Annotated in this window: 10 protein-coding genes; 2 read left to right on the forward strand and 8 right to left on the reverse strand. The window is 70.9% G+C overall.

What is annotated here, in order from left to right; translation table 11 throughout:
* Window positions 1-107: 107 nt before the first annotated feature.
* Window positions 108-815 carry a hypothetical protein gene (locus tag N553_RS0112740; protein ID WP_028046839.1) on the reverse strand — a complete coding sequence of 236 codons (708 nt, stop codon included), beginning with the start codon at window positions 813-815 and terminating at the stop codon, window positions 108-110.
* Between the two features lie 261 nt (window positions 816-1,076).
* On the opposite strand from N553_RS0112740, the gene N553_RS22555 reads away from it, so the two are divergent.
* On the forward strand, window positions 1,077-1,958 hold the full coding sequence (locus N553_RS22555) for a LysM peptidoglycan-binding domain-containing protein (protein ID WP_197030045.1): 882 nt from the start codon (window positions 1,077-1,079) through the stop codon (window positions 1,956-1,958).
* Window positions 1,955-2,536 (forward strand): Rv3235 family protein, encoded by a 582-nt coding sequence (locus N553_RS24320; protein ID WP_051640127.1) that lies wholly within the window; start codon window positions 1,955-1,957, stop codon window positions 2,534-2,536. Before N553_RS22555 ends, N553_RS24320 begins: the two co-directional genes overlap by 4 nt.
* A 54-nt stretch (window positions 2,537-2,590) precedes the next feature.
* Here N553_RS24320 and secA read toward each other — a convergent pair whose 3' ends face one another.
* The 7 genes from secA to mtrA form a co-directional block, all read right to left on the reverse strand.
* Window positions 2,591-5,395, reverse strand: coding sequence for a preprotein translocase subunit SecA (gene secA, locus N553_RS0112755; protein WP_028046840.1), 2,805 nt, complete (start codon window positions 5,393-5,395; stop codon window positions 2,591-2,593).
* Window positions 5,396-5,511: 116 nt separating this feature from the next.
* On the reverse strand, window positions 5,512-6,738 hold the full coding sequence (locus N553_RS22565) for a winged helix-turn-helix domain-containing protein (protein WP_369796711.1): 1,227 nt from the start codon (window positions 6,736-6,738) through the stop codon (window positions 5,512-5,514).
* Between the two features lie 124 nt (window positions 6,739-6,862).
* Window positions 6,863-7,498 carry a ribosome hibernation-promoting factor, HPF/YfiA family gene (gene hpf / locus N553_RS0112765; protein WP_028046841.1) on the reverse strand — a complete coding sequence of 212 codons (636 nt, stop codon included), beginning with the start codon at window positions 7,496-7,498 and terminating at the stop codon, window positions 6,863-6,865.
* Window positions 7,499-7,694: 196 nt separating this feature from the next.
* Complete coding sequence (locus tag N553_RS0112770) at window positions 7,695-8,450, reverse strand: ComF family protein (RefSeq protein WP_028046842.1); 756 nt, start codon at window positions 8,448-8,450, stop codon at window positions 7,695-7,697.
* A gap of 76 nt (window positions 8,451-8,526) precedes the next feature.
* The gene (locus N553_RS0112775; RefSeq protein ID WP_034621870.1) at window positions 8,527-10,221 is read right to left on the reverse strand and encodes an LpqB family beta-propeller domain-containing protein; all 1,695 of its coding nucleotides are present in this window, start codon (window positions 10,219-10,221) and stop codon (window positions 8,527-8,529) included.
* The gene (gene mtrB / locus N553_RS22570) at window positions 10,218-11,927 is read right to left on the reverse strand and encodes an MtrAB system histidine kinase MtrB (protein WP_369796712.1); all 1,710 of its coding nucleotides are present in this window, start codon (window positions 11,925-11,927) and stop codon (window positions 10,218-10,220) included. The genes N553_RS0112775 and mtrB overlap by 4 nt, the downstream gene beginning before the upstream one ends.
* Before the next feature lie 36 nt (window positions 11,928-11,963).
* Entirely contained in the window at window positions 11,964-12,647 is a 684-nt protein-coding gene (gene mtrA / locus N553_RS0112785; protein WP_028046844.1) for an MtrAB system response regulator MtrA, read from the reverse strand.
* Window positions 12,648-13,055: the final 408 nt, after the last annotated feature.

A 13,055-nucleotide genomic window follows, 5' to 3' on the forward strand; every position in this document is an offset into this window, starting at 1 on the left:
GCGGGCCCTTCGGCATGGCCGAGATCCTAGACGGCGGCCGTCGACAGAAGATGCTCACCTCTTGTGCCGCTCACGGGCGACGGGGAACCGGCGAGGTTGCGAGCAGCTCAGTCGCCCGACGCCTCGGAACTTGCATGCGTCGCCGCCTGCCGTGCACGGAGGCGCTCTCGCCTGCGTCGCATCACGGCCGGCGTTGCCGTCACACCCACGAACAGCAGCCACGCGCCCAGAAGCTCGGCGAGCAGGATGAACACGATGGGTGCGTGGCCGGATTCCGGTCGGGCCACCCACGGCAAGACGATGAAGACCGCCCCGGCAATGCAGTACGTCAGCGTCAGGCCCCAGACCATCGCGTGCCGGCCACGAACTTTCGGTACGACGCCCGGGAAGTCCCGCTCGAGGTCGGGGGCGTTCCCGATGTAGTTCCTGTCCTCCCACCTCATGCCGGCCGCCTCGACCGCCGACTTGACGGCTGCTACGGGGTACCACCCCGCGAAGTGCTCCGGCAGCGCCGACCCGGTCTCACCGAAGCCCGACGGGAACGCGCCGAGCACGGTTCCGGAGATGTCGGTGACCAGGTACCGGTCGATGAGTCCCGGGCTGAACTGGGACGGGAACATCGTTCGGATGTGGGTCACGGTTCTGGCCTGCCCGGGCTTGTCTCCGACCGCGAGGTCGAACCCGCCCCGCCGGAAGGCGACATAGCTCGGGGCAGCCCAGGTGATCCGTTCTGGCCCCACCGCCAGGGATGTCCCCTCGTACTGGCGCCGGAGCCACGTCGCATCGAAGCGTCCGACGTTAGGGGTGAGCAGCACGGCTCCATCCTTTCGCAGAACGCGATGCCTGACCGGCAGGTTTGCTGGGACAGGGGTCTGCGCACGCCCCCCGCAGCGTGCGAGCGCCCGAGCACGTCCGTGCGACGCCTGCCGAGGTGGCGCCGTTGCGCCGCGCCATCGCGTCGTGACCGATGCGCAGGTCCGGAGCCATGCGCACTGGACACGAATCGGACAATCAGGTACATCTATGATCCTCAACTGATGCCAAACAGCATCAAACGACATGATTGAGGATCAACCATGGTGACCGACGCTTTGCGCCCGAGCACGACACCCCCACCGGCACAGCCCCGGCCGACGCGGGTGACGACGACGTTCGGCCTCCTGGTCGCCGCGCTGGTCGGTGCAGGACTGGCCGTCGGGCTCGCGGCGCGGGCGTGGTCACTGGCCGGCGGGTCGTCGTCGCCGTCCGTCGACGCGCTCGTGGAGATCGCCCTCTGCGGGGTCGGTGCGCTGGTCGCCGCCTGGCTCACCGCATCGGCTCTGGTCGCGCTCTGCTGCCTGGCGATGCGACTGGTGGGGTCGAGCTGGCGACTCGGAGAGCGGCTCGTGCATCGGTGGGCCCCCGCGGTCGTGCGCCGGTCGCTCGTTCTCGTCGTCGGCGCCACGGTCGGGCTCGGCGCCGCGACGGGTGCCTCCGCCACGGTCGCCCCGGCACCGAGCCCCTCGCCCAGCACCGTCGCGGTCGCCGCCGAGGACCTCGGCTGGCACGTGACGACTCCCGCGGACGGTGCAGCCGGCGACAGCGCGCGCCCGTCGCCCGAACCCAGTGCATCGCCAGCCGCGGAGTCGCACCTCCCTGCGCAGCCCACGCCAGACTTGGCACCGGAGGTCATCGCGCCTGCGGACACTGCGGTCGCGGTGCCCGCGCCGGCGCTCATGTCGCCCGCAGCCACCGCACCCACGACCCCTGACCGCGGACACGTGGTCGTCGCGGCCGGCGACAGCCTCTGGGCCATCGCGGCGAGGCATCTCGGACCCGATGCGACCGACGCCCAGATCGCGGCGTCCTGGCCGCAGTGGTACGACGCCAACGCGGCCGTGATCGGACCTGACCCGAGCCGGATCGTGCCCGGTCAGGAGCTCACGGCGCCACTGGCGCACGACGGAGCGTCGTCATGACCGCCGTCGCCGTCGAGCTCGCACCATCGAGCGCGGAGGACGCGTTCGCCCTGGTGCACGGCCCGGCGTCGGGTCCCAGGGCCACACCTCGGATCCGTCTCGTCCCGGCTCCCGCCAAGGCACTCATCCCACGGGCCACAGGTGCCCCGCAACCGGTCGCACCCACGATCACAGCGCGGATCTCCGTCTTGCGTGCCCTCGAGACGTCAGCCCCGACCGACGACGAGGACGCGCCGAGTGCCGTCCCGTCGGGCAACCCCGCAGCCATCGGCTGTTCGATCGCCCTCGCTGCGCTGGAGGTCCTCTCAGGCCGCCGGCCGGTCGCGCAGCTCGCCCGCTGGCTCGCCCCGGGCGTCTACGAAGCCGTCCAGGTGCGCAGCGCCCTGACGACGCGCGTCCTCCGTCCGCGCCAGGAGGTGCGACGACCCGTGGTTCGACGGTTCCGGCTGGTCTCGGTCGTCGCGACGGCGCACGAGGTGACCGTCGTCGCAGACGACGGCGGTCGCGTTCGTGCTGTGGCGCTCAGGCTCGAGGCGCACCGCGGCGCCTGGCGCGCATCAGCGCTCGAGATCGGCTGACGCGGGCGACGGCCCGCCCACCCACGAGGGCGGACGGGCCAACGGCTCCCGACGTCAGCGCTTGCGCTGCTGCTTGGCGGCCTTGCGGCGCTCCTCACGGTTGACCGTGCCGCCAGCCTGCGATCCGGGCTCGGCAGACGCACCGTTCGCACCCGAGGGACCCGTGGCACGCGTGACCACACCACCGTCACCGTCGACGGTCGGCGCCGAGTACTGCAACGGCGCCCGCTGCTCCGGGCCGTCGATGCCCTTCGCGACGAGCTTGGGTGCGCCGGGTCGATCGGCGGCCGCGGCACCCGCACTGCTCGCAGCCGCAGCGACAGAGTCGAGCGTGATCGGTGCGGCGCCCTGCTCCTGCTCCTGAACCTGCACCTCCAGGTTGTACAGGTAGCCGACGGTCTCTTCCTTGATCGCGTCGTTCATCGCGTTGAACAGCTGGAAGCCCTCGCGCTGGTACTCGACCAGCGGGTCACGCTGGGCCATCGCCCGCAGGCCGATGCCCTCCTTGAGGTAGTCCATCTCGTAGAGGTGCTCGCGCCACTTGCGGTCCAGGACCGAGAGGGTCACTCGCCGTTCCAGCTGACGCATGTTCTCCGCGCCGATGGTCTCCTCGCGCTCGGCGTACGCGACCTCGGCGTCCGAGAGGATCTCCCGGATGATCAGGTCCGCCGACAGGCGCGTCTCGCCGCCGGCCTCGGCGATGACCTCCTCAGGCGTGATCGACACCGGGTACACCGCCTTCAGAGCGGTCCACAGCCCGTCCAGGTCCCAGTCCTCCGGGCGCCCCTCGGCCGTGGCCGCGGCGACGTAGTCCGTGAGCACGTCCTTGCGGAAGTGCTGGATCTGGACGTGCATGTCCTCACCCTCGAGCACGCGCCGACGCTCGTCGTAGACGACCGTGCGCTGCCGGGACATGACGTCGTCGTACTTGAGGACGTTCTTGCGGATCTCGAAGTTGCGCGCCTCGACCTGTGACTGCGCCGACTGGATGCCGCGGGTCACGATCTTGGACTCCAGCGGCATGTCCTCCGGGAATCCGGCGCGCGTCATCATCGACTCCGCCAGGCCCGAGTTGAACAGGCGCATCAGATCGTCCTGCATGGACAGGTAGAACCGCGACTCCCCCGGGTCTCCCTGGCGACCGGAACGACCACGCAGCTGGTTGTCGATGCGGCGCGACTCGTGCCGCTCGGTGCCCAGCACGTACAGGCCGCCGAGCTCCGCGACCTCGTCATGCTCGGCCGCGACAGACTCCTTGGCCTTGGTGAGCGCTGCCGGCCAGGCGGCCTCGTACTCCTCAGCATTCTCGGCAGGGTCGAGGCCACGCTTCTCGAGCTCTTCGACGGCCATGAACTCGGCGTTGCCACCGAGCATGATGTCCGTCCCACGACCGGCCATGTTGGTCGCGACGGTGACCGCGCCCTTACGACCGGCCTGCGCGACGATCGACGCCTCGCGCGCGTGGTGCTTGGCGTTCAGCACCTCGTGCGGAACACCCTGCTTCTTCAGCTTGCTCGAGAGCAGCTCGCTCTTCTCGACGCTCGTCGTGCCGACGAGGACCGGCTGGCCCTTGGCGTGCCGCTCGACGATGTCCTCGACGACGGCGTCGTACTTGCCGTTCTCGCTCTTGTAGACGAAGTCCCGCTGGTCGATGCGCTGCATCTCGCGGTTCGTCGGGATGGGGACGACGCCGAGGTTGTAGGTGCCCTGGAACTCGGCGGCCTCCGTCTCGGCCGTACCCGTCATCCCGGAGAGCTTGGAGTACAGGCGGAAGTAGTTCTGCAGCGTGATCGTGGCCAGGGTCTGGTTCTCAGCCTTGATCGCCACCCCTTCCTTCGCCTCGATCGCCTGGTGCATGCCCTCGTTGTAGCGGCGACCCGGCAGGATGCGCCCGGTGTGCTCGTCGACGATGAGGACCTCGCCGTTCATGACGACGTAGTCCTTGTCGCGCTTGAACAGCTCCTGGGCCTTGATGGCGTTGTTGAGGAAGCCGATCAGCGGCGTGTTGAGCGACTCGTACAGGTTGTCGATGCCGAGGTAGTCCTCGACGCGCTCGATGCCGGGCTCCAGGACGCCGATCGTGCGCTTCTTCTCGTCGACCTCGTAGTCGCGCTCGGCCTGCAGCCGACGGACGACCTTGGCGAACTCGGCGTACCAGCGGTTGGCGTCGCCCGAGGCGGGGCCGGAGATGATCAGCGGCGTGCGCGCCTCGTCGATCAGGATCGAGTCCACCTCGTCGACGATCGCGAAGTTGTGACCGCGCTGGACCAGCTCGTCGGTGCTCCACGCCATGTTGTCGCGGAGGTAGTCGAAGCCGAACTCGTTGTTCGTTCCATAGGTGATGTCGCACGCGTACTGCTGCCGGCGCTCGTCGGAACGCTGCGTCGACAGGATGACACCGCTCGTCAGCCCGAGGAACCGGTAGACGCGGCCCATCAGTTCCGACTGGTAGCTCGCCAGGTAGTCGTTGACGGTGACGACATGCACGCCCTTGCCGGCCAGGGCGTTGAGGTACGCCGGAGCGGTCGCGACCAGCGTCTTGCCCTCGCCCGTCTTCATCTCGGCGATGTTTCCGAGGTGCAGTGCGGCGCCGCCCATGAGCTGGACGTCGAAGTGTCTCTGGCCGAGCGTGCGGCGCGCCGCCTCGCGGACGGCAGCGAACGCCTCGGCGAGCAGGCTGTCCAGCGACTCCCCGTCGGCCAGGCGTGCGCGGAACCGGTCGGTCTCCTCGCGCAGCTCTGCGTCGGACAGCGCGACGAAGCTGTCCTCCAAGGTGTTGACCTGCTGGGCGATGCCCGACAGCTTCTTGACGATCCGGCCTTCACCGAGGCGCAGGACCTTCTCGAGGATCGCTGGCACGCACTACTCCCGACGTGTTCGCACTCCGGGCGCGCGGCGTCGGAGCGGCTTGGGTGCCGACCGCACGGCCGGGCCCGACCATCGTAGGCGAGCCTGCGGGGCGTGGGCGAAAGTCCTTACCGCATCGTGGCCTTCAGGGACGCCGCGAGGTCGCCGCGGTCGGTCACGGCGACGTCGTCGAGGCCGAGCCAGAGCGCGAGGTCACGCAGCTCGGCCGCCAGCTCCTCGACGACCTCGACCTGTGCGCCCGGGCTCCGGTGCGCACCTTGGACCCGAAGGACGCCGGCCTGGCGGTCCGCCTTGAGGTCGACGAGAGCCGGCAGGGACTCCCCGAGGAGGAACGGGAGCACGTAGTAGCCCCAGACACGCTTCGGTTCCGGGACGTAGATCTCGATGCGGTAGCGCAGCCCGAACAGCGCCTCGACGCGGCGCCTCTCGAACACGAGGGGGTCGAACGGGTTGAGCAGCGCGCGCCCCGTCGCTCGGCGCGGGAGCGTCGCGTCCCGGTGCCACCAGACGGGACCCTCGTCCCAGCCGTCCACCGTGACCTCGGCGAGCACACCCTCCTCGACCAGCTCGGCGACCGCGAGAGCCGCAGGCGCCAGCTTGATGCGGAAGTAGTCGGCGAAGCTGCGCAGCGTGCCGATGCCGTGCGCACGTGCACCGATCTCCATGAGAGCGCGGACACTCTCGGATTCCGACGGCTCCGGCGCCGCGAGGACTGCGGGCGGAAGGACGCGCGACGTCAGGTCGTACCGCCGCTCGAACGCCCCGTTGCGTCCCGCCGACGTCACCTCGCCGGTGAAGAAGAGGAACTCGAGCACCCGCTTGGCCACGGTCCAGTTCCAGCCCCACTCGGTCCGGGTGGTCGGGTGCTCGGCCTCGAAGCCCTCCTGGACCTGCCGGGCCGTCATGGGGCCCCGTGCGGTGATGATCTCGCGGATCTCGCGGAGCAGCGGCGTGTGCTGCAGCGGGACGTCCGCGATCGACCCCCAGGCCTCCGTCAGGTAGGAGCGCTGACGCCACCCGAGCAACCGGAACGTCTCCGGCGGGACGAACGAGGCCATGTGCGCCCAGGTCTCGACGAGCCTGCGAGGGGCTTTCCCCGATGCCGTGTCGAGCAGCGAGGCGTCGTAGGCGCCGATCCGCGAGTACGTCGGCATGAGGTGCGCTCGTGCGAGCACGTTGACGGAGTCGATCTGCAGGACGCCCAGCCGGTCGACCACCTGCTGGAAGTGCCGCATCGTCGGCGGCGCCCCACGCACCGGCCTGGGCGCGTCGAGGCCTTGAGCGCGCAGGGTCAGGCGTCGGGCTTGCGACAGGCTGAGGCGCTCCACGGTCACCGGCCCATCCTCGCGCCGACCACCGACACCGACCCGTCGGCCGACACGACGCGCCGTGGGAACGCACCGACGCCCGGCCGTCGTGCGACGGTCGGGCGTCGGAGCGATCCATGGTCGGCGAGTGTCAGCCCGCGCCGACCTCCAGCGGGACGTGCACGGACGACACGGCCGTGTCGAGCTTGATGACTCCGTAGCTCCAGCCGCGGCGGCGGTACGCGACCGACGGCTGAGCGGTCTCGGCGTCGATGAACAGGAAGAAGTCGTGACCGACCAGCTCCATCTCGTAGAGCGCGTCGTCGACGGTCATGGGATGGGCTGCGTGGACCTTCTCGCGGATGATCACCGGCGAGTCGCCGAGCGTCGTCTCCACAGCCGCGTCGGGGTCGAGCGGCGCCGGTGCCTCGGGCTCGGGCTCGGGCGGGCGGACGTCGACCGGCGCGATCGGAGTGTGGTTGCGGTGGTCCTTGCGCCGGTCGCGGGTTCGGCGCAGGCGCTCGAGGAGCTTGTTGAGCGCCATGTCCAGAGCCGCGTACCTGTCGTCTGCGCATGCTTCGGCGCGGATCACGGGACCTCGGTCCACCACGGTCAGCTCGACACGCTCGGAGCTTCCTGACTGGCGGGGATTCGTCTCGTGCGACACGACGACATCGATGCGCTGGGCGCGGGGGGCCAGCTGCTCGACTTTCGCGAGCTTCTGCTCGACGTGCGCCCGGTACTTCGGGAGCACCTCGGTGTGCCGGCCGGCAACCACGATCTCCATGTGAGCCTCCTGCGAGGGTCGGGGGTGGGACGTGCCCACCCGGGTGACATGCGTTGGGCTGCCCTGAGGGCAGTCAGGCGGCGTCACCTCCTCCCGCAGCCGATCCGGAAGACCCGTGAGGTCTGTCCAGGCTCGGCGCCGGCTCTGGTCACACGCTAACCCCGTGACCCATCTGAGACCACTCCCGCGCCGGGGATCACCCCCGCGCGTCCGAGGTGTGGACAGCAGACCGCGGTGGCAGCGCCGGCGGTCGCCCCGAACCGGGCGTCGACGCGAGGGTCAGACCCGCGACCACGACACCCCCCGCGCGCTCGAGCGCCCTGCGCGACGCTGCGAACGTCGCCCCCGTGGTCAGGACGTCGTCGACGAGCACGATGTGACGACCCGCGACATCCCGCGTCCGGCGATCAGGGACCCAGAGCTGACCCGCGAGGTTCCGAGCACGGTCGCGGGCGCCGAGGCCGACCTGGTCGCCTCCGCGGGCACGGTGCAGGACCGGCGCGACCTCTGCGGGGACGGCCGCCGCGCGCAGTCCGGAGGCGACGCCCGACGCGAGCGTGTCCACGAGGTTGCCACCGCGGCGCCTGCGGGACGCCGCTGTCGACGGCGCGGGGACCACGACGATCGGCGCCCAGGCCGCGAGCTCGTCGGCGACCTGCCGGGCCTGGTCGGCGATCGCCCGGGAGAAGGCTGCGCTCAGATCGGCGCGACCACGGTCCTTCCACGCGATGATCGCCCGTCGCACGTCGCCGGTGCAGTCGGCGAGCGTCCAGACCGGAAGAGGTCCCCGTCCGTCCATGCGGTCGAGGCGCGGAACCCTGGTGTCGCACCGCCACGGCGTGCCCGCGAGCCGTCCGGCACAGCTCGGGCACCATGCGAGGTCGTCGACCCCGCACCCGGCGCACTCCACGGGCAGCACCAGCCCGAGGAGGTCGCGGAAAGGGGAAGCCATCCGACGATCGTCGGCGTCACCGCCGAGGCCCGACGCATCACGGCCCTCGCCGCGTCAGCCCCGGGCTGAGGGCGGCTCAGCCGGGGTACGACGGGTAGGACGCCCCGGTGACCCCCGCCACGGGCGCCCACGTCGAGCCCACCGACCGGCGCAGGCTGCCGTCCTGCGTCGTCACGTAGATCACGGTGCCACCGGCCATCGCCGTCGGTTCGGCGACCTCCGGGAGCAACGTCGTCGGTCCGGAGACCGGGACCCGGTGCACCGTGACGTTGCCCGTGCTCCGCCCCAGGACCCCGAGCGTGGACTCGTCGACCCAGCTGACCTCCGTCGCGTCGACCACGGACGCACCCGCCCGGATCGGAGACCCGATGCGCTGCGGAGCGCCCGACTCGTCGCGGATGACCCCCGCGACGTCGATCGAGACACCGTCGGCACCGACCGAGACCACGGCGATGCGGGTGCCGTCGGCCGCGACGCGCAGGGCTCGCACGGTCCGGCCCTTCAGCCAGTCGGCCTGGACGGCGACGTCCTGGGAGCCGACCTTGACCGTGACGATCCCGTCGTCCGCCGACGCCGTCCAGATCCAGCCGAGCCGGTCGATCGAGGGCGCAGCGAGCGAGGTGCCCGTGTAGAGCGTCGTCGCCGGCGTGTCGGTCGTGGGTGCGGTGACGAGCGCACCGGGTCCGGACAGCAGCACCCGCAGCGAGCCGTCGAGGTTGCTCGCAGGGCTCCTGGCGTCGAGCCCCTCCAGCGTGCCGACCGACGGCACGGGCGACACCTCGTCACGCGACAGGTACACGAGCCGGTCCGCCTGGAGGAACTCGACGTTCCCCGACGGCGCGGTCCCGCGCTCGAGCGTCGCGGGGTCGCCCACGAGCGGCACACCGTCGGTCGCTGCGTTCCCACCGGCCTCCACTGCCGTGACCTCCACGGAACCGACCCCGGGCACCTGGCGCAGGCTCTCGTCGATCTGCGCGAGCAGGAGTCGACGGTCGGCCTTCGTGACGACCACCTGAGGACTCAGCCCGACGTGGGCCACACCGTCCGGGCCGAGCAGCACGGCCTCCGGGTTCAGGTCCACACCTTCAGGAATCTCCGTGGTCACCGCGTCGCGCAGCCACACCGCCGGACCGGCGAGAAGCTCCTGCACCACGTAGGTCTGGAGGTTCTTCTTCGGGAGCCACCTCGTGTCAGGTACGAGGAACGTCTTGTCAGGCGACAGGAAGTACAGCGGCGTCGACTGGAACGTCCGCTCGAAGTCGGGCTGCTGCAGGATCAGCCCGTCCGGTGCCACGGAGATCCGCCACTGCTCGTCGTCGTCCTGGACCAGGTCGAACGTGACGGACTCGATGGCGTTCGGTGGCGCCTCGACGTACTGCCCGTCGCCGTCGACCCGCGCGTGCACGGGGACGTCGCCGACAACCTGTGCCTCGCTCGTGCTCGGCCCCCACCGGATCGGCCCTACGACGACCTGCCCGGAGAGTGGCTCCCAGCTCGCCTTGGCCTCGCCCGCGAGGTACTCGCGGGCCCGCTCGAAGTCGTCGGAGAACCCGGCGGCGCTCGCGGTGAGGAAACCGTCGACGATCTGCTGCGGCGTGTCGTCCGGACTAGGGCCTGCTGCGATCACGTCGACGTCGGACGGCGTCACCACCGTGATCTCGCTCTTCTGCACCGCACCCGAGGTCGGGATCGCCGCGCAGGCGGTGCCGAGCAGCAGAACGATAGCCGCGAGCGCGCCGAGCCTGGTGGTTCGGATCCGGTTCGTTCTCATCGGACCTCCTGTGGCTCGTCGACGGGCTCCGGGCTGTCGTCCGACCGTCCGACCGTCAGGTCCGGCAACGCCGCTGGATCGGTACTGCCACGGACGAGCGGCACCTGCATGGCCTCGACCACCGGGCCTTCGTCGGGCACCAGCGGCAGCGGCGAGTCGGTCAGCCGGATGCCCGCGCGCCGAGGGAGCGTCAGACGGAAGCACGCACCGCGGCCCGGGCGCCCCCACGCCTCGAGCCAGCCGCCGTGCAGGTGGGCGTCCTCGAGCGAGATGGCCAGGCCCAGTCCGGTGCCGCCCGTGGTCCGTGCCCGCGCGGGGTCGGCGCGCCAGAACCGGTCGAACACGTGCAGTGCCTCGTCAGGGGTCATCCCGACGCCGCGGTCGCGGACCGTCACCGCGACGGCGTGCGCGTCTGCGCCGACCGTCACCTCGACCGACGTTCCCTCGGCGTGCTCGATCGCGTTCACCAGAAGGTTGCGCAGGATCCGCTCGACGCGGCGCGGGTCGATGTCGGCCGCGCACGACTTCTCGGGGACGGTGACCTGGAGCCACGTGCCCCGGCGTTCCGCGAGCGGGGTGGCGTGGTCGACGGCCGAGACGACGACGTCACGCACGTCGCGCCCGCCCGCCTCGAGCAACGCGGCGCCCGCGTCGAACCTGCTGATCTCCAGCAGGTCCGCGAGCAGTTCCTCGAACCTGTCGAGCTGCGTCTGCAGCAGCTCGGCCGAGCGCTTCACCGCAGGGTCGAAGCTCCCGCGAGCCGCGTAGATCATCTCGCCGGCCATCCGCACCGTGGTCAGCGGGGTGCGCAGCTCGTGCGACACGTCCGAGACGAACCGCCGCTGCAGCGTCGAGAGCTCCTCCATGCGGTGGATCTGGTCCTGCAGGCTGGCCGCCATCTCGTTGAACGAGCGAGCCAGCGTCGCCATCTCGTCCTCACCGCGCTCGGGCATCCGCTCGGAGAGGTGGCCGTCCGCGAGCCGCTCGGCCACCTCGGCGGCCCGGCGCACAGGCCGTACCGCCTGCCGGGTGACCAGCCAGGTCATGCTGCCCAGTAGGGCGACGAGCGCGATGGCCGCCAGCAGGAGCGTGCGCTGCAGGAAGTCGAGCCGGTCCTGCTCGGACTGGAGGCTGTACAGGAAGAAGAGCTGGTACGTGCCGACGCCACGCACCTCGACGTCCTGACCGACCATGACGGCAGGTTCCTCACCGACCTCGACGGGCCAGGCGACGGACTGCCAGTGCTGGCCCCCCGTCGCCGTCGCCGCCCGGAGCTCAGGGCTCACCAGGCCGACGAGGGAGAACGTGGACGCCGCCCCGTTGAGCGCGACCCCGCCGCCCTTCTGGCCAGGTGCGCGCAGCAGGAACACCTCGCGCTCCCCCGAGCCACCGGCACGCTGCGCGCGAGCCACGACGTACAGCAGACGCTGGACGTCGGTGCCCGAGTTGGCGGTGGACGCATCGAAGGTCGCCTGCGCCACGAGCGTCGAGCGCGCGCTCTCGACGAGCACCTGGTCCACACGCGCGGTGAACAACCCGTCACGCATGCGCTGGCTCACGTAGACACCGATCACCGCGAGCGCGACCAGGCCGATCGCCATGGTCGTCGTGATCACGCGGACCTGCAGGGAGGACCGCCACGTCCGGGCGCCCGAACGCACCCGCCGCGCTGTGCGGGCCCGAACGAGCCGCCACGCGCTGTTCACACGCACGACGTCGCCGCCCTTCTCACGGCACGAGCGTCACGTCGAAGCCACGCCCGCCTTGTAGCCGACTCCGCGCACGGTCACGACGATCTCGGGCTGTTCAGGGTCGTTCTCGATCTTCGAGCGGAGCCGCTGCACGTGGACGTTGACGAGACGGGTGTCCGCCGCGTGCCGGTATCCCCAGACCTTCTCCAGCAGGACCTCGCGCGTGAACACCTGCCACGGCTTGCGGGCCAGCGCGACGAGCAGGTCGAACTCGAGGGGCGTCAAGGAGACGGGCTTGCCACCGCGGGACACGCGGTGGCCGGGGACGTCGATCGAGACGTCACCGATCGAGAGGTGCTCAGGCGCCGGCTCGTCGCTGCGCCGGAGCCGCGCGCGCACGCGGGCGATGAGCTCCTTGGGCTTGAACGGCTTGGATATGTAGTCGTCCGCGCCGGCCTCGAGCCCGAGGACGAGGTCGACCGTGTCGCTCTTGGCCGTGAGCATCACGATCGGCACGCCCGACTCGGCACGGATCTGCCGGCAGACCTCGTTCCCGTCCTTGCCGGGCAGCATCAGATCGAGCAGGACGAGGTCCGGTTGCGTCGCCCGGAACACCCCGAGCGCCTCGTCACCGTCCTCGCAGAACACCGGGTCGAAACCCTCGGACCGCAGCACGATGCCGATCATCTCGGCCAGCGCGGTGTCGTCGTCGACCACCAGCACGCGTCCCTTCATGCGCGCATTCTCGCATCACACGACGATGGTCTCGGCCCGTTCGTGTCCGCCATGCGGCACGCCGCCCACAGATCACCCGGTCGCGCGTCCCGCGCAGCTCCCCCATGGCACGATGATTCCTCCGCGGGGGCCGGGTCCAGCTCCTCGCGAAAACCACCGAGCCGAGGGAGCAGTGCTCGTATGACGAGCCCGCACGACGACGCGCCGGAAGTTCCGGCCTGGGTCGACCCGACAGGCCCCGGCACCGCGCCGCAGCCCCCCGCAGCTTCCGCACCGCCGGGATACGGCTCGCCGACACCGCCTCCGGGATACGGCTCGCCGACACCGCCGCCCGGATACGGCTCGCCGACACCGCCGCCCGGATACGGCTCGCCGACACCGCCGCCGGGATACGGGCAGCCGGTCCCT

The organism is Cellulomonas sp. URHE0023 (genome assembly GCF_000688475.1).
Classification (GTDB): domain Bacteria; phylum Actinomycetota; class Actinomycetes; order Actinomycetales; family Cellulomonadaceae; genus Cellulomonas.